The sequence below is a fragment of the Flagellimonas sp. 2504JD4-2 genome, assembly GCF_053642935.1.
On record NZ_JBSIOV010000001.1, the window covers coordinates 1,386,192 to 1,402,089 of the forward strand.

Here is a 15,898-nt window from a genome sequence, read left to right on the forward strand (position 1 = left end):
CTACATGAAATTATCAAACTTCAACTTTGAACTACCTAAAGAATTATTGGCGGAGTATCCTGCGGAAAATCGGGACGAATCCAAACTTATGGTAATTCATCGCGAAACTGGAAAAATTGAGCACAAAATGTTCAAGGACCTAATCGATTATTTTGATGAAGGGGACGTTATGGTCTTGAACAATACCAAAGTATTTCCGGCAAGACTATACGGAAACAAAGAAAAAACAGGTGCCCGCATCGAAGTTTTTCTATTACGTGAGCTGAATCAAGAACAGCGCCTTTGGGATGTTTTGGTAGACCCAGCTAGAAAAATCCGTATTGGTAACAAGTTGTATTTTGGGGATGATGAGAGTTTAGTTGCCGAGGTTATCGATAATACCACCTCTCGTGGAAGAACCTTGCGCTTTCTTTATGATGGCTCTTATACCGACTTTAGAAGAAAACTTCGCGAATTGGGTGAAACTCCACTACCAAAATACATCAAAAGGGATGTTGAGCCAGAGGATGAGGAGCGATATCAAACAATTTATGCCAAATACGAGGGAGCCGTAGCTGCACCAACCGCAGGTTTGCACTTTTCAAAACACCTATTGAAGAGACTGGAGATCAAAGGAGTTGATTTTGCAGAGGTAACCTTGCATGTTGGACTGGGAACCTTTAACCCGGTTGAGGTAGAGGATCTATCCAAGCATAAAATGGATAGTGAGGAGTTGGTGATTGATGAGAAAGCAACGGAGATTGTAAATAACGCCAAACAGGAGAAGAAAAGAATTTGTGCGGTGGGGACAACCGTAATGAGAGGTTTGGAAAGTGCCGTTTCATCGGAACATACTTTAAATACCTTTGAAGGTTGGACCAACAAATTTATTTTCCCTCCGTATGATTTCAGCATAGCCAACTGCATGATTACCAATTTTCACTTACCAAAATCAACTTTGTTGATGATGGTTTCTGCATTCATTGGTCATGATTTGATGAAAAAAGCATACAAACAAGCCATCTTGGAACAGTATCGCTTTTATTCTTATGGAGATGCCATGTTGGTCATCTAAAGAAAAATTTAAGCACATAAATCATAGAGTGAATCCCGTTTGGCCAAATACCTTACGGGATTTTTCTTGACTATATTTGACACGTGGAGGTAAAAAAGAAGGACATACGGGCACTTTCAAAAGAACAGCTTCGTAATTTTTTTGTGGAGCAAGGGGATAAAGCCTTTCGAGGAAACCAGGTCTATGAGTGGTTATGGCAAAAATCTGCCCATTCTTTCGACGGAATGACCAACATTTCCAAAGAAACACGACAAATGCTCGAGGACAACTTTGTTATCAACCATATCCAAGTTGACCAAATGCAGCGCAGCTCCGATGGCACGATTAAAAATGCTGTACGACTTCACGATGGACTGATTGTAGAATCTGTTCTCATACCCACAGACACTAGAACCACGGCATGTGTTTCAAGCCAAGTAGGATGCAGTTTGGATTGCAAATTTTGCGCTACTGCACGATTAAAAAGAATGCGAAATCTTAATCCCGATGAAATTTATGATCAGGTAGTCGCTATTGATCAGGAAAGCCGGCTATATTTTAATCGCCCCTTGAGCAATATTGTGTTTATGGGTATGGGCGAGCCTTTGATGAACTATAACAATGTGCTCAAGGCCATCGAAAAAATCACCTCCCCGGAAGGGCTTGGAATGTCACCTAAGCGCATTACGGTTTCGACGTCTGGAGTTCCTAAAATGATCAAAAAAATGGCAGACGAAGAAGTCAAATTTGGACTGGCGGTTTCCTTACATTCGGCCATTGACGAGGTTCGTACTTCCATCATGCCCTTTAACGCCACTTTTCCACTCAAGGACTTAAGGGAAGCTCTGGAATATTGGTATAGTAAAACCAAGAATAGGATAACCTACGAATACGTGGTATGGGAGGGTATCAATGACACCCCCGAAGCAGCGAAAGCTTTGGTCAAGTTCTGCAAGTTTGCTCCGTCAAAAGTCAATTTGATAGAATACAACCCTATTGACGATGGCGAATTTCAACAAGCGTCAATAGATGCCATCGACATGTACGAAAACATATTGGAGCAAAATGGAATTACTGTAACTGTGAGAAGGTCAAGAGGAAAGGATATAGATGCCGCCTGCGGTCAATTGGCCAATAAGAGTTAGGTTGAATAATCAATAATCAATAATCAATAATCAATTGGCAATTAGCAATTGCCGAGACCATTGTTCATTGCAGATTGTCGATACTTTTGCCTGCCTAACTTAAAACTTGCACCTTCTACCAATGAACTCTTTCATTTTCCCTACTTTTAGGCATTCAAAACCAAATTCACCAAACTACGGTTGTATTGAAGATAGTTTCGCAAATTAGGGAACCCATAGAACAAGAAATGGAGCTTTTCGAAGAAAAGTTCTTAAAATCCATGTCTTCAAAGGTGGCCCTTTTCAATCGTATCACTTATTACATTGTGAACAGAAAGGGAAAGCAAATGCGTCCTATGTTTGTTTTTCTTACCGCCAAATTGATCAATGGCGGACAGGTGAATGACCGGACCTATTGCGGAGCTTCCATTATCGAATTGATACATACGGCCAGTCTTGTTCATGATGACGTTGTGGATGATAGCCATAAACGAAGAGGCTTTTTTTCCATCAATGCCCTTTGGAAAAATAAGATTGCGGTTTTGGTAGGGGACTTCCTTTTTTCAAAAGGGGTTTTGGTGGCACTGGAGAATAAAGATTATGACCTGCTCCATATTATTTCCAATGCGGTAAGGGATATGAGCGAAGGAGAGTTGCTTCAGATTGAAAAAGCCCGTTTGTTGGACATTACCGAAGATATATATTATAGCATTATTCGACAAAAGACTGCCACGCTCATTGCCGCCTGTTGCAGTATGGGAGCATGTTCGGTGAAACCTGATACGGAACATGTTGAAACTTTCAGAAGGTTTGGGGAACTCTGTGGAATGGCATTTCAAATAAAGGATGACCTCTTTGACTATGGAGCAGAGAAAATCGGAAAACCCACTGGAATTGATATCAAAGAGCAAAAAATGACCTTACCGCTCATTTATGCGCTCAATCAAAGTGACAGTGAAAAAAAACGCTGGTTGATAAGTTCCATCAAAAATCACAACAAAAACAAGAAAAGGGTCAAGGAAGTCATCGCCTATGTTAAGGAAATGGGCGGATTGGAGTACGCCGTGACCAAAATGCTGGCTTTTAAGGATGAGGCCCTGTCCTTGTTGGACAATTACCCCGACTCCGAATACAAAAGCGCACTTACCCTTATGGTCAATTACGTAGTTGACCGCAAAAAGTAATTTCTTCGCAATAGTCGATATTCAACTGGTCTGAAATCACATCTACTTAAAAAATTTCCCCCTGGGCAACCTTTTTGGAATTCGCCTCGTCTATCTTTATAGAAACAAAACCGGGAACCGCTGTTGAAGATTATTTCTTTATATACCAATGAGAAGTTGTTGATCAAAAGGGCAATTGCTGGAAATAGGCAAGCCCAACAATTTCTGTATGAAAAATATGCTGCCAAGATGTTGAGCGTATGCAGACAGTATGTAAAGGATGTACAATTTGCTGAGGATGTTATGGTGAACGGCTATGTAAAGGTTTTTGAAAATTTGACATCGTTTCGGCATCAGGGAAGTTTTGAAGGTTGGATACGAAAAATAATGGTGAGGGAGAGCATTTCATACTTGCGTAAAAAACAATTTGTGGTGTATGATGATGAGGTGTTGGAATCCAGACCGAAAGAAGCTGGCGAAAGTGCATCCATTTTGGATGTGGAATACGTGCAACAGTTGATAGATAAGCTTCCAGAAGGATATAAAATGGTCTTTTTGCTTTATGCCATAGAAGGATACAAGCATCATGAAATAGCCGAAATATTGGAGATTTCCGAGGGCACATCAAAGTCACAATTGTTCAAGGCCCGAAAAATGCTCCAAGAAAATTTAAAATTAAAAGGAATGTCACCTCGATCGGAATCTAGAGGTAAATAGATAGCATCATGGAAAAGTTGGAAAAACATATTAAAAAAACCTTGGAGGAGCGTCGCATTGCGCCTTCGGCCCAAGCCTGGGAAGAGGTCTCAAGCCAAATTAAGGTCGAACAAAAGCAATCGGGCAATAAATGGTTCTTGGCGGTGGCCGCTAGTTTTATAGGGATTCTTTTGATCTCAGTATTCTTTTTCCGAGCCGAAACCCCATCCGACAACACGCAACAGGTAGTGGATAAAGAAAACCAGCAAGAAGAATTTATCCAACCAAACCAAGATGACCTGATTCCGTTGGACATTGAACAAAATACAACAGAGGTAGTCGCGACAGATACGCAAACAAAGTTTGAAGAAAAGTCAAGTGTTGAAGGGCTGGCATCCGACGATGCACAAGAAACAATATCTGAAATTGTTGAAAATCAACCCCTAAAAGATAACATACTAAATACTCCTGAAGGATTAATAGCCCAAAAAGTAAACGAAGTAGTGGCACAAGTGGCGCTATTGGAGACCATGAATGATGAGGTAAGCGAAGCAGAAGTTGATTCACTTTTAAGAGCGGCCCAAAGGCAGATCCTTTCAGACCAAATATTGAACTCTGGCAAAGTGGATGCCATGGCATTATTGACTGAAGTGGAAGACGAACTGGACGAGTCCTTTAGAGATCAGATATTTGACGCACTTAAAGACGGTTATTTCAAGCTTCGAACTGCCGTTGCCGATCGGAACAATTAAAAATATTCATCAATCAAAAGACCTTTTTACTTTCCCTTCCCTTTGTTGGGAGGGGGAGGAAAAGAGGGATAAAATCAAGAAACCATCATGAGAAAGATTACACTGTATTTTACGGTAATAGTACTGTCATTGTTAACCCAAAACGTTGTAGGCCAGGAAGAATATGAAAGGGACATAAAGCATTTAAAAGCGCAAAAGGAGAAAATCATACAGCAGGAAAAGGAAGCCCTAAAACAAGAGGTTAAAGATATTAACCGCAGAATGGAACGCGGGACCCTGACCGCTGAGGAAGCGAAACTTTTGAAGGCTGAAGTGGCTAAAAAAAGAGCCTTGAACATTGAAAATCGAGTTGCCATTATCGAAAATAGAATATCGTTGATCCAACGAAACCAAGGTCAAATTTTAACCTTGACGGAAACAGATAGTATCGACGGCGATAGAATAAGATTGGGAATCGACATCAATGGGAAACCGGCATTTTCTTTCAATCATAGATGGAAGGATGAAATCAAATACGACAGACGAACCTATTCAGATTTTGTACTTGCCATTGGGTTGAACAATGCATTAATTGATGGGCAGTCATTGGATGATTCTCCCTATAAAATTGCAGGAAGCAGGTTTTTAGAATTGGGATGGCAGTGGAGAACAAGGGTTTTTAGGAATTCCAATTGGCTCCGCTTCCATTATGGATTTTCATTCCAGTTTAATGGGTTAAAGCCAGATAACAACCAAATTTTCGTGCAAAATGGAGATCAGACCACTTTAGAGGAATTTGAGTTTGAATTGGATAAATCCAAACTCCGTATGGATAATTTGGTTTTTCCGGTACATTTTGAATTCGGTCCTTCCCGTTTTCGAGAAACTGAAAAAAGTATACGGTACTCCATTCAAAATCAAGTGAGATTTGGAATAGGAGGTTATGGTGGATTTAATCTTGGTACCCGTCAAAAATTAAAATACTCCAGGGATGGGCAACAAGTAAAAGATAAATTCAAAAGGGATTACAACACCAGTGATTTGATATATGGACTCAGTGCGTATGCAGGTTTTGATGGAATGCTCCTATATGTCAAATACGACTTGAATCCTATTTTTAAAGATGCTGTTGTAGAGCAAAGAAATATTTCCTTAGGCCTTCGGTTCGATTTGTAACCAACCAACCTCTACATTGTCCATTTGAGTGCAGTTGAAAATTACAACCGAAATTTCACTGCGCTCAATGCGGCATTTAATTGTATTGTAGGGCCCTTTCCATTTCAGGAGAGAATTCCTCCTTATAAAAACCACGTTTACAATATGAGCATTCTGCAAACTGGGATGTTTTCAATTTAAAAATGGGAATCCAGAACAGGTGTACGTAATTGGCTTGCGAAACGGCGGTCAATGTACCCGTTTGCTTGCAATATGGGCAAGAAACACTAGATAATGTTTTCGTTTCTTTTTTTCCGGGTCTTGTACCAAAGAAGAGAATCATATACTACAAATCTAGGACTCTTTTCCAACTTTTGGAATGGGCGAGTCTTAGTATATCAAATGTTTTTTGGACATATCCTTCCAGCCGGACTTATAGCTAGCATCGACAAAAAAGACTTTAAGGTCGGCCTTATAAGCTGCGTCAACAAAGTAAATTTTCTTTTTGGCCTTGTATCCAGCATCAACAAAATACCATCTTCCCTCATTTTCTTTGGCTTTGTATTCCGCATCTACCTTGAAAACCAATAAATCAGCATTATATTCCTGATCAACAACAAAAACCTTGATATCGGCTTTGTAATCACTGTTCGTGGAATAAATCTTTTGAGCGCTAACAGTGCATGTCATGAGGAACAATAACGCTGTTGAAAGAATGTTTTTCATAGTATTGTGATGAAAGAGTTGTGCTATGGATATCAAGATTTGTTCCAAAGAACACAGGAACTTATTGGACGAGGGAAAAACAGCATGGATTTTTAGCTGTGCAAAGGATTTTGTTGATGTTGCACATTCATATTTTAGAGTTCCATAAATTTCTTTTTTAATTACCTTTAAAGGCTATTTTAAAGCACCGATTTGATTTCAAAAACGACCATAGACCAAGTTTACGAGACCGCACGTTTGGAAGAGGTTATCGGTGACTTTGTACAACTTAAGAAATCTGGTTCCAATTTTAAGGGATTAAGCCCCTTTACCGATGAGCGCACCCCAAGTTTTATGGTGTCACCGGTAAAGCAAATTTGGAAGGACTTCAGTAGTGGGAAAGGAGGAAATGTTGTTGCTTTTTTGATGGAGCACGAGCATTTCACGTATCCCGAAGCCATAAAATACCTAGCCAAAAAGTACAATATTGAAATAGAGGAAACCGAACAGACCAATGAGCAGAAGGAACAGGCCAACGAGCGGGAAAGTATGTACCTGGTCTCAGAATATGCCCAGAAATATTTCACGGAAATCCTGTGGGATTCTGAACCGGGCAAAGCGATCGGACTGACCTATTTTAAAGAACGTGGGTTTAGCGATGAAACCATAAAGAAATTTGGTCTGGGTTATGGTTTGGATGAATGGGAAGCCTTTACCAAAACGGCCATGGAAAATGGTTACCAGCTCGAATTTCTGGAAAAAACGGGATTGACCATAGTTAAGGAACAAGCGGGAGGAGAATCCAGAAAATTTGACCGATTTAAAGGTCGGGTACTATTTCCAATTCACTCCATGAGTGGTCGAGTATTGGGTTTTGGGGGTCGAATCTTAACTAACGACAAAAAAGCCGCCAAGTATCTAAACTCTCCTGAAAGCGAAATTTACCATAAAAGCAAGGTGCTCTATGGTATCTATTTTGCCAAACAGGCCATCGCCAAGGAAGACAATTGCTATTTGGTGGAAGGTTATACCGACGTGATTCAGTTCTATCAACGAGGCGTACAGAACGTAGTGGCCTCAAGTGGAACGGCATTGACTCCTGAGCAAATCCGTTTAATCAACCGGCTTACGAAGAACATCACTGTGCTTTTCGATGGTGATGCAGCCGGATTAAGGGCTTCATTACGTGGGATAGACCTTATTCTGGAGCAGGGGATGAATGTTAAGGTGTGCAGCTTTCCGGAAGGGGAAGACCCCGATAGTTTTGCAAAAACCAACACCTATGAGGATTTGGTGCTTTACCTGGAGGAAAATGCCAAGGATTTTATCCAGTTCAAGACCTCACTTTTGGCTGAAGAAGCCGCAAACGACCCCATAAAGCGAGCTGATACCGTGAGGGATATCGTTAATAGCATCAGTAAGATTCCTGATCGTATCAAAAAGGAAATTTACATTCAGGAATGTGCCAAAATGATGCAAATCTCTGAAGAGGTACTGTATAACACATTGGCTCAGATCGATAAAAAGGGATTTGCCGATGCCGCCAAGAAGTTAAAACAAGAGCGAAAGGCCTTTGAAGTGGTCAAAAATGAACCAGCAGTTGAAAAGGTTGATGTCCAATACGAGCTGGAGCGGAAAATCATTGAAATGCTGTTGTTATATGGAAACCAAAAACAGGAATTCGAAGATTTGGTGTTGAAAGAAAATGAAGAAGGAGATTTGGTACTTGAACCTGAAATCGTGGAGGCAAAGGTATATGAGAAGGTGTATCTTGATTTGCAAGAAGATGAGATTGAGCTGACGAATGAGCAGTTCAGAACCATTTATTATAAGCTCATTGAAGATTTGAATGAGAGCGAGGATTTTGCTGTGAATACCTTTCTGTCAAACCTGGACCAGGAAATGATCAGCGAGGTGTCGTCCATATTAATGGAAGAAGAAAAATATTCTTTGGATGACTGGACACGGAAGGATATCTATCCCAAGGAAAAGAAGCAGGGCATAGCGCAATTGGTGGGTGAAACAATCCTCACTTTGCGATGTAATTTGATAAAAAATCGAATTCTACAACTTCAAAAAAGCACTGAGGACAATAATGGCGATAATTCTGAGGTTTTGGAAGAAATTGTAAACTATCTGCAGTTGAACAAGTTACTGAACGCCAAATTGAATAGGGTACTCTCCTAAACAAAAAAAAATCCCGAATATTACTACCCGGGATTTTCATCAGTTTGAACTGGTTATTTTAATAAAGCTCCAATGCTTTTGCTTGTTGCAAAAGATCTACCAAGTTGTCCACGTTCAATTTTTTCATCAAACGGGCTTTGTAGGTGCTTACGGTTTTTTCGTTTAGGTTCAACCCTTCGGCGACTTCCTTGTTACGCTTTCCACTGGCCAAAAGTTTCAAGACTTCGACTTCACGGGAAGATAGCTTTCTGAAGAATCTTCGAGGTTTCTGTGTCCCTTCATCGAAGGCAAGTCGTTGTGCCAATTCGTTGGTGATGAACATATTACCCTCACTAACTTTGCGAACAGCAGTGATAATGTAATCTAAATCGGCGGCCTTTGAGAGATATCCGAAAGCTCCAGCACGAATGGTGCTTAGTGCATAAACATCTTCAGATTGTCCACTATACATCAGGGTTTTAACGTTGGGGAACTCCTGTTTCATCTTTCTTAGGGTAGCGATCCCATTGATTTCAGGAATGTCCATTTCGAGCATTACAACATCCGGAGAAACTTTCTCCAAAAGTTCAAATAGTTCAGAAGTGGTAGAAACATCAGCAATGACTTCAATATCTGAACTAGATTCGAGCACCTGCTTAATGCCGAGTCGAACTATGGGATGGTTGTCAGCTATTAATACTTTAATCATTTGGTTTGAGTTTTATTCGTTGTTTAGTACTTAATTACTTACGCGGCGTGACGAGCAAGATAACACTTTGTAAGCGTAAAACTCAGTTTTTTTTCTTAAAACCACAGAATTTCTATGGTTTTTTTCGTCTTAAGCTGGGATTTTTAGGTTGAAAGGTCACTTTAGGTGCTCAGGAATTTCACAAATGGGTATAGGAATCATCTTATGTTTGTTCGAAGTATTAAACTTTTTATAAATAACGAATACTTCCCTTTCTCTGTCCGAAAAATCTTCAAAACTTTTTCCTTCGCCATCCATTTTCATGGCCCATTCCAGCTCTGGATACGACGCGCCTATCTGATCTTCGTCGGTTCTGCTATCTCCCCAGAGCCCATCGGTAGGGGCAGCATCCATAATATCCTGGTTTACACCCAAAACCCTTCCAAGCTCATAGACTTCGGTTTTCAATAAGTCGGCAATTGGGCTCAGATCTACACCGCCATCACCATATTTGGTATAAAACCCGATGCCAAAATCTTCTACTTTATTGCCGGTTCCCGCCACTAAATAGCCCTTTAAGGCCGCAAAGTAATACAATGAGGTCATGCGTAGCCTTGCTCTGGTATTGGCAAGTGACATAAAACGAGCTTCTTCATCCTCCACTCTGGGAAAGGAATCCACTAGACTATCAAAAACGGGCGTAAGATTTACTTTTTGTCTAGAGGTGTTTGAAAAGTTTTTAATGAGCCAATCAATGTGTCTATCGGCACGATTTACTTGGTTTTTGCCCTGGTGAATTGGCATTTCCACGCATAAAAGATCCAAACCTGTCTTTGCACAAAGGGTAGAGGTGACGGCGGAGTCTATACCGCCGGAAACCCCGATGACAAACCCCTTGCAGTTTGCCTTTGTAGCATAATCCTTTAACCAATTCACTATATGTTCTATTACCTTTTCGGTTTGCATACCTTTCTTTTTAGATTCAATAAATTACCTTTGTGCCCTGTAAATTTAAACGCTGCAGTGTTAAAAATGAAGAGGTTGTCAAAATACTTGGGTTTTCGCTTATGTATCCTTTTATTTTTTCTGATTCCAATGCTGTATTTGGCTTGCAAGGAAGAGGATAAAACAGCTGAAGCAATTTCCAAAATACCTATTGAATTATCCATAGCACGTTTTGATAGGGAGTTTGCAACAGCCACACCGGATGACATCCAAACGTTGAAAACCAAATACCCGTATTTGTTTCCAGCTCAGTTTCCTGATAGTATTTGGATTGCCAAACTTACCGATACGATCCAAGTGGAATTATCGCAGGAGGTTGACAAGGCTTTTGGTGATTTCAGAGAGGAAACCCAAAACTTAGAGTCGCTTTTTCAACATATAACCTATTACTTCCCAAATTTCAATGTTCCAAAAGTAGTCACTGTTACTTCGGATGTACGCTACAATGACAGGGTGATACTCGCAGATTCCATTTTACTGTTGGGATTGGATAATTATTTAGGCGCTGATCATCATTTTTATGAAGGGATACAACGTTACATTGCATCAGGACTGGATAAAAAATACCTCACCTCAGATGTGGCCGGCACCTTTGCGAAGACCCTTTTGAAATATCCCCGAAATCGAACCTTTTTATCCAGAATGGTACATTTCGGAAAGGAATTGTATCTGAAGGATAGATTGGTGTCCCAAGAGACGGACGCCCAAAAAATTGGATATACCGATGAAGAAATGCAATGGGCAGTGGAAAACGAGGAGCAGATTTGGCGTTATTTCGTGGAAAACGAGTTGTTATATAGTACCCAATCCGAATTGGACAGGCGTTTCTTAGATCCCGCTCCATTTTCAAAATTTAGATTGGAGTTGGACAGTGAATCACCGGGTAGACTTGGAAGGTATATGGGATGGCAGATTGTTAGGGCCTTTATGGATAAAAATGATATTACCCTAAATCAAATGTTGGATTTGCCGGCAGATGAAATTTTTAAGAAATCAAATTATAAACCGAGAAAATAGATGGCAGTAGCACATACTTCTGAAATAAAACTTACTGTAGAATTGGACGAAAATCGCGTCCCTGAAGGTTTGAAATGGTCAGCTGAGGATGGAGGCGTAAAAAATGAAGAAGCTAAGGCAATGATGCTTTCCGTTTGGGACAGTAAGAACAGGGAGTCTTTAAAGATTGATTTATGGACCAAGGATATGCCCGTGGATGAGATGAAAATCTTTTTTCACCAGACCCTGGTCACTATGGCCGATACTTTCATGAAGGCCACCCAGGACGAAAAAATGACCGCTACAATGAAGGATTTTTGCGATTACTTCGCTGAAAAGCTGGAGTTGAAATAAGTCTTATTCCTCCAAGGGCTGATTGAATCGGTGGAACAAGTCTCTGTCTTGCGTACTTAAATTCAGACTACGGACTATCTTTTCCTTCGTGGGCCTTAACATATAAAAGTATAGTATCAATAATGCTGCTATTAAGAGAAATGCCAAGTTATTTGTCTGATAAAAGGCGATAATGGAAAAAAAAGAAGCAGCTTCTACCAATGCATATTTAATTATGGAAGCGGTTTGAAAACGTATCAGCTTCTGTTTGAGTGTACTGGTCCTAGGGATGTTTTTGATGGATTGTTTGAAAATGAAATCCCCCAAAAACACACTGGTAATGGCAAAGATCGGAACAACGATCAAAAACATATCATCAGTATCTTGAATGCTGAATACACCACTGGGTGCCAAATAATAAACTACAATTCCGAAAAATAGAGGTCCTGCGATCAACCCGAAATGGACTATTGCTAAGGTCCGAACGAACCCTCCAGGAGTAAGTTGGTTGGCCGGCTGTTGCATATGTATTGGTTATTGGGTTCTCAATATATAAAGGTATGTCAAATAAAAACAGTGTTTATGTGTCAATTGATCAAACCATTATATGAAATAAAAGATATTCGGTCTGATTTGATGAATGATAGCTAAGTTCCGATGGTTATTGTCAATTTTGACCATTTATCGAGACTAATCCATGTATTTATGAGTTATGAAAACGAAAAAACTCCTATTCGTCTACAATGCCAACTCAGGGGTGAGCAACGCCATTTTGGATAGCATGCATAAGGTTTTCAGTCCTTCTACATACGACTGCAATCTATGTGATATCACCTTTGGAATTGTTTCTGAAAATAATACTTGGAAGAAATTTCGTGAGGAAAGTGAGCTCCAAATGGATTTTTTGCATAAGGACGAGTTCCAGAATGATTATCCAAGTGTGGTGGATGACAGCTTTGACTTTCCCATTGTTCTTTCAGAAGATGAAAAAGGATTAACGGTCTTTATTACTACGAAAGAGCTGAATGCATTGCAAACTGCCGAAGAATTGATCCAGTTGGTCAATGAAAGGGTGTAGTCGAGTCAATCAAGATTGCTGGGAAGTGAAGAACTCAGCATTGATTTCATCAATATAGTTCAGCAGTTCATCTCGGCCAATGCGGTTGGCGGAGGATGTGATAAAATGAGGTGGTGCCTCTTCCCAAGCCCCATCCAATAATTTCTGTAGATAGGAATTGGCCTGTTTTTCAATTACTGCTGGTTTTAATTTATCCGCTTTTGTGAAAATGATGGCAAAGGGAATTTGATGGGTTCCCAGCCATTCCATAAATTCTAAATCCACAGGTTGTGGCTCATGTCTGATATCAACAAGCACAAACCCACAGACCAATTGTTTTCTTTTTTGGAAATACTCCGTGATATACTTTTGAAAGACCTTTTTATTTTTTTTGGAAACACGCGCATAACCATATCCAGGCAAATCCACCAAAAACCAATTCTTATTGATTTTAAAATGATTTATAAGTTGGGTTTTTCCAGGTCTTCCCGAAGTTTTGGCCAAACCTTTCCGGTCCACGAGCATGTTGATCAAAGATGATTTTCCAACATTGGACCGTCCAATAAAGGCATACTCAGGTAATGGCTCATTTGGGCATTTGGCCACATTGGAGTTGCTCATCACAAATTCGGCCGAGGTGATTTTCATAGGTCAGAAATTCCGTTGGTTCAACCAGGACTCAAGAATTTTATTGAAATCGTCTGGATGTTCCATCATTGGGGCATGACCACATTTTTCAATCCAGAACAAATCCGAATCTGGCAGCAGCTCGTGAAATTCTTTGGCCACATTAGGAGGTGTAACCGTATCGTTTTCTCCCCAAATAATACATGTTGGGGTTTTCATATGTGGCAAATCCTTGGACATGTTGTGTCTGATAGCACTTTTTGCAATGGCAAGGGTCTTCACCAATTTCATTCGGTCGTTTACGGTTGCAAACACTTCGTCCACAATTTCCTTCGTAGCGACGGCAGGGTCATAAAAAACATCCTGGGCCTTCTTTTTGATGAACTCGTAATCTCCACGTTTGGGATATCCATCGCCCATTGCACTTTCATAAAGTCCAGAGCTACCCGTAATTACCAGTGCCTTGACCATTTCAGGAAACATCTTTGTGTGCAAAAGGCCAATATGGCCACCAAGGGAGTTTCCAAGAAGTATCACATCCTTTAACCCCTTAAACTCAATAAAATCTTCCAGAAACTTGGCGAAATTTTTCACCGTCGTCTTGAGCATGGGCATTTCATAAATGGGAAGTTCAGGAATCAAGACCTTGTAACCCTTGGATGGGAAATAATCAGATACCCCTTGAAAATTACTTAACCCACCCATTAATCCATGCAAAATAATCATGGGAGTGCCTTCTCCTTTTTCGATGTAACTGTACTTACCCTCCTTAATGATGTGTTCTTCCATCTAAAGTTAGTTGGTCCTAAGAAGGGCAAATATAGGCAATTCATATCACACCATTTTTCGTATTACTTCCATTGGAGGGCATGAATTTTTTATCCAATTCTAGTGTCCTAAAAATCAAAAACAAACAGGCTGTCATTTTTAAGCACGAAACGTGATTATTTGCAGTGAAAAGTGGAAAATTTATCAACAATGTGTCTTTTAGTGGAGAAATGTGGAAATAAAATCTATATATTTGAGTTATTATTCTTAACCAATTGATTTCTAGTGACCCATATCATAGGACAACATAATTGTAAAGCTGATGCCAAAGGTAGGGTGATTCTGCCCATATCCTTGAAGAATCAGTTGTTGCCTGTTTTGAAAGAGGGCTTTGTGATCAAACGATCGGTTTTCCAACAATGTTTGGAGTTGTATCCGAAGGAGGAATTCGATGTTTTGATGCAAAAGGTCATGAAGAAAAGCAAGATCAATCGAAAGTACGATGCCTTCGTCAGAAACTTTGTGGCCGGTATGCAGGAGGTTGCTATTGATGGAGATACAGGGAGGTTGCAGATTCCAAAGAACTTGGTCACTTATGCGGAAATTGGAAAAGAAGTTGTGCTCAATGCGGTTTTTGATAAGATAGAAATCTGGAACAAGGATAAGTATGAAGCGGTCTTGGCGGAAGGTGAGAAGGATTATGCCGATTTAGCCGAGGAGATTTTTGATGTCGATGACTAGCGAGTACCACAACCCGGTATTGCTCCAAGAGTCGGTGGATGGGTTGGATATCAAAGAAAATGGTGTGTACGTGGATGTCACCTTTGGTGGTGGAGGGCATTCCAAAGAGATTTTGAAAAGATTGGGAAGTGAGGGCAGGTTGATTGCCTTTGATCAAGATGAGGATGCATTGGTAAATGCAATTGATGATGAACGATTTCAGCTGATCAATCAAAATTTTCAATTTCTCAAACAATATTTAAAGTTCTATGGCATTCGGAAAGTTGATGGAATCTTAGCGGATTTTGGGGTTTCCTCGCATCAATTCGATGAAGCGGACAGAGGGTTTTCCATTCGTTTTAATGCGGATTTGGATATGCGGATGAACAGAAACAATGAATTGTCCGCCTATGAAGTGGTCAATGCATACGCTCAAAAAGACTTGGCTTCCGTATTGTTTCAATATGGTGAATTGCGAAATGCGAACGCCATGGCAAAAACAATAGTCGAATCTAGGGAAGAAGGCGTGATAAAAACCACAGATGATTTGAAGAAGGTTTTGGGCAGGTTTTTACCAAAAATGAAGGAGAACAAGATTCTGGCGCAAATCTATCAGGCCATTCGGATTGAGGTCAATCAAGAAATTGAAGTGCTCAAAGCATTTTTGCTCCAAGTGCCCGAAGTTTTAAAGGAAGGGGGCAGGTTAAGCTTGATAAGCTACCATTCCTTGGAAGATCGCTTGGTCAAGCGGTTCATTAGAGCAGGGAGATTTGAGGGCGAGGCCGAAAAGGATTTTTATGGAAACATTGATGTGCCATTAAAAAAGGTCGGAGGATTGATAGTCCCATCAGCAGAAGAAGTAGCAAGAAATAATCGGGCTAGGAGCGCAAAACTCCGCATAGCCGAACGCATAAAATAACCGAACACAAAA

19 protein-coding genes are annotated in these 15,898 nt (G+C 40.3%); 12 read left to right on the forward strand and 7 right to left on the reverse strand.

The genetic code is table 11. The features are described 5' to 3' along the window. The first annotated feature begins 4 nt into the window (after nucleotides 1-4). The 6 genes from queA (at nucleotide 5) to ACULLH_RS06215 (ending at nucleotide 5,923) form a co-directional block, all read left to right on the forward strand. Nucleotides 5-1,054 (forward strand): tRNA preQ1(34) S-adenosylmethionine ribosyltransferase-isomerase QueA, encoded by a 1,050-nt coding sequence (gene queA, locus ACULLH_RS06190; RefSeq protein WP_454087852.1) that lies wholly within the window; start codon nucleotides 5-7, stop codon nucleotides 1,052-1,054. Between the two features lie 83 nt (nucleotides 1,055-1,137). Beyond that, complete coding sequence (gene rlmN, locus ACULLH_RS06195) at nucleotides 1,138-2,178, forward strand: 23S rRNA (adenine(2503)-C(2))-methyltransferase RlmN (RefSeq protein ID WP_454087853.1); 1,041 nt, start codon at nucleotides 1,138-1,140, stop codon at nucleotides 2,176-2,178. A gap of 185 nt (nucleotides 2,179-2,363) precedes the next feature. Then, nucleotides 2,364-3,341 carry a polyprenyl synthetase family protein gene (locus ACULLH_RS06200; protein ID WP_454087854.1) on the forward strand — a complete coding sequence of 326 codons (978 nt, stop codon included), beginning with the start codon at nucleotides 2,364-2,366 and terminating at the stop codon, nucleotides 3,339-3,341. Between the two features lie 123 nt (nucleotides 3,342-3,464). Beyond that, a complete protein-coding gene (locus ACULLH_RS06205) occupies nucleotides 3,465-4,037 on the forward strand; it encodes an RNA polymerase sigma factor (RefSeq protein ID WP_454087855.1) in 573 nt (190 codons plus the stop codon). Between the two features lie 8 nt (nucleotides 4,038-4,045). Further along, the gene (locus ACULLH_RS06210; protein WP_454087856.1) at nucleotides 4,046-4,768 is read left to right on the forward strand and encodes a hypothetical protein; all 723 of its coding nucleotides are present in this window, start codon (nucleotides 4,046-4,048) and stop codon (nucleotides 4,766-4,768) included. A gap of 87 nt (nucleotides 4,769-4,855) precedes the next feature. Next, the gene (locus ACULLH_RS06215) at nucleotides 4,856-5,923 is read left to right on the forward strand and encodes a hypothetical protein (RefSeq protein ID WP_454087857.1); all 1,068 of its coding nucleotides are present in this window, start codon (nucleotides 4,856-4,858) and stop codon (nucleotides 5,921-5,923) included. Between the two features lie 76 nt (nucleotides 5,924-5,999). Here ACULLH_RS06215 and ACULLH_RS06220 read toward each other — a convergent pair whose 3' ends face one another. Both ACULLH_RS06220 and ACULLH_RS06225 read right to left on the reverse strand, forming a co-directional pair. After that, nucleotides 6,000-6,245 carry a zinc-ribbon domain-containing protein gene (locus ACULLH_RS06220; RefSeq protein ID WP_454087858.1) on the reverse strand — a complete coding sequence of 82 codons (246 nt, stop codon included), beginning with the start codon at nucleotides 6,243-6,245 and terminating at the stop codon, nucleotides 6,000-6,002. A 47-nt stretch (nucleotides 6,246-6,292) separates the two neighbouring features. Beyond that, nucleotides 6,293-6,628, reverse strand: a complete 336-nt coding sequence (locus ACULLH_RS06225) for a DUF6150 family protein (protein WP_454087859.1) — start codon at nucleotides 6,626-6,628, stop codon at nucleotides 6,293-6,295. A gap of 192 nt (nucleotides 6,629-6,820) precedes the next feature. On the opposite strand from ACULLH_RS06225, the gene dnaG reads away from it, so the two are divergent. Beyond that, nucleotides 6,821-8,794, forward strand: a complete 1,974-nt coding sequence (gene dnaG, locus ACULLH_RS06230; RefSeq protein WP_454087860.1) for a DNA primase — start codon at nucleotides 6,821-6,823, stop codon at nucleotides 8,792-8,794. A gap of 58 nt (nucleotides 8,795-8,852) precedes the next feature. Here dnaG and ACULLH_RS06235 read toward each other — a convergent pair whose 3' ends face one another. Continuing rightward, nucleotides 8,853-9,482 (reverse strand): response regulator, encoded by a 630-nt coding sequence (locus ACULLH_RS06235; RefSeq protein ID WP_454087861.1) that lies wholly within the window; start codon nucleotides 9,480-9,482, stop codon nucleotides 8,853-8,855. Nucleotides 9,483-9,638: 156 nt separating this feature from the next. Then, nucleotides 9,639-10,427: an NAD(+) synthase gene (gene nadE, locus ACULLH_RS06240; RefSeq protein WP_454087862.1), complete on the reverse strand. Its 789-nt coding sequence runs from the start codon at nucleotides 10,425-10,427 to the stop codon at nucleotides 9,639-9,641. A gap of 66 nt (nucleotides 10,428-10,493) precedes the next feature. On the opposite strand from nadE, the gene gldB reads away from it, so the two are divergent. Both gldB and gldC read left to right on the forward strand, forming a co-directional pair. Further along, nucleotides 10,494-11,483: a gliding motility lipoprotein GldB gene (gene gldB, locus ACULLH_RS06245; RefSeq protein ID WP_454087863.1), complete on the forward strand. Its 990-nt coding sequence runs from the start codon at nucleotides 10,494-10,496 to the stop codon at nucleotides 11,481-11,483. Continuing rightward, nucleotides 11,484-11,816: a gliding motility protein GldC gene (gene gldC / locus ACULLH_RS06250; RefSeq protein ID WP_454087864.1), complete on the forward strand. Its 333-nt coding sequence runs from the start codon at nucleotides 11,484-11,486 to the stop codon at nucleotides 11,814-11,816. Nucleotides 11,817-11,819: 3 nt separating this feature from the next. Here gldC and ACULLH_RS06255 read toward each other — a convergent pair whose 3' ends face one another. Further along, nucleotides 11,820-12,320, reverse strand: a complete 501-nt coding sequence (locus tag ACULLH_RS06255) for a hypothetical protein (RefSeq protein WP_454087865.1) — start codon at nucleotides 12,318-12,320, stop codon at nucleotides 11,820-11,822. A 187-nt stretch (nucleotides 12,321-12,507) separates the two neighbouring features. Between ACULLH_RS06255 and ACULLH_RS06260 the strand changes: the two genes are divergently transcribed. After that, a complete protein-coding gene (locus ACULLH_RS06260; RefSeq protein WP_454087866.1) occupies nucleotides 12,508-12,873 on the forward strand; it encodes a GTPase in 366 nt (121 codons plus the stop codon). A gap of 9 nt (nucleotides 12,874-12,882) precedes the next feature. On the opposite strand, the gene yihA is transcribed toward ACULLH_RS06260, so the two are convergent. Both yihA and ACULLH_RS06270 read right to left on the reverse strand, forming a co-directional pair. Beyond that, a complete protein-coding gene (yihA, locus tag ACULLH_RS06265) occupies nucleotides 12,883-13,500 on the reverse strand; it encodes a ribosome biogenesis GTP-binding protein YihA/YsxC (protein WP_454087867.1) in 618 nt (205 codons plus the stop codon). A 3-nt stretch (nucleotides 13,501-13,503) separates the two neighbouring features. Continuing rightward, entirely contained in the window at nucleotides 13,504-14,268 is a 765-nt protein-coding gene (locus tag ACULLH_RS06270) for an alpha/beta fold hydrolase (RefSeq protein WP_454087868.1), read from the reverse strand. Between the two features lie 264 nt (nucleotides 14,269-14,532). Between ACULLH_RS06270 and mraZ the strand changes: the two genes are divergently transcribed. Together mraZ and rsmH are read left to right on the forward strand one after the other, a co-directional pair. After that, complete coding sequence (gene mraZ / locus ACULLH_RS06275) at nucleotides 14,533-14,988, forward strand: division/cell wall cluster transcriptional repressor MraZ (RefSeq protein WP_454087869.1); 456 nt, start codon at nucleotides 14,533-14,535, stop codon at nucleotides 14,986-14,988. Then, nucleotides 14,981-15,886, forward strand: a complete 906-nt coding sequence (gene rsmH / locus ACULLH_RS06280) for a 16S rRNA (cytosine(1402)-N(4))-methyltransferase RsmH (protein WP_454087961.1) — start codon at nucleotides 14,981-14,983, stop codon at nucleotides 15,884-15,886. Before mraZ ends, rsmH begins: the two co-directional genes overlap by 8 nt. Nucleotides 15,887-15,898: the final 12 nt, after the last annotated feature.

What these genes read in the sequence shown, in the direction of transcription:
- queA (WP_454087852.1), top strand. Translation starts at nt 5, where the DNA reads ATGAAATTATCAAACTTCAACTTTGAACTACCTAAAGAATTATTGGCG.
- ACULLH_RS06210 (WP_454087856.1), top strand. Translation starts at nt 4,046, where the DNA reads ATGGAAAAGTTGGAAAAACATATTAAAAAAACCTTGGAGGAGCGTCGC.
- ACULLH_RS06215 (WP_454087857.1), top strand. Translation starts at nt 4,856, where the DNA reads ATGAGAAAGATTACACTGTATTTTACGGTAATAGTACTGTCATTGTTA.
- ACULLH_RS06220 (WP_454087858.1), bottom strand. Translation starts at nt 6,245, where the DNA reads ATGATTCTCTTCTTTGGTACAAGACCCGGAAAAAAAGAAACGAAAACA.
- ACULLH_RS06225 (WP_454087859.1), bottom strand. Translation starts at nt 6,628, where the DNA reads ATGAAAAACATTCTTTCAACAGCGTTATTGTTCCTCATGACATGCACT.
- ACULLH_RS06235 (WP_454087861.1), bottom strand. Translation starts at nt 9,482, where the DNA reads ATGATTAAAGTATTAATAGCTGACAACCATCCCATAGTTCGACTCGGC.
- nadE (WP_454087862.1), bottom strand. Translation starts at nt 10,427, where the DNA reads ATGCAAACCGAAAAGGTAATAGAACATATAGTGAATTGGTTAAAGGAT.
- gldB (WP_454087863.1), top strand. Translation starts at nt 10,494, where the DNA reads ATGAAGAGGTTGTCAAAATACTTGGGTTTTCGCTTATGTATCCTTTTA.
- gldC (WP_454087864.1), top strand. Translation starts at nt 11,484, where the DNA reads ATGGCAGTAGCACATACTTCTGAAATAAAACTTACTGTAGAATTGGAC.
- ACULLH_RS06255 (WP_454087865.1), bottom strand. Translation starts at nt 12,320, where the DNA reads ATGCAACAGCCGGCCAACCAACTTACTCCTGGAGGGTTCGTTCGGACC.
- ACULLH_RS06260 (WP_454087866.1), top strand. Translation starts at nt 12,508, where the DNA reads ATGAAAACGAAAAAACTCCTATTCGTCTACAATGCCAACTCAGGGGTG.
- yihA (WP_454087867.1), bottom strand. Translation starts at nt 13,500, where the DNA reads ATGAAAATCACCTCGGCCGAATTTGTGATGAGCAACTCCAATGTGGCC.
- ACULLH_RS06270 (WP_454087868.1), bottom strand. Translation starts at nt 14,268, where the DNA reads ATGGAAGAACACATCATTAAGGAGGGTAAGTACAGTTACATCGAAAAA.
- rsmH (WP_454087961.1), top strand. Translation starts at nt 14,981, where the DNA reads ATGACTAGCGAGTACCACAACCCGGTATTGCTCCAAGAGTCGGTGGAT.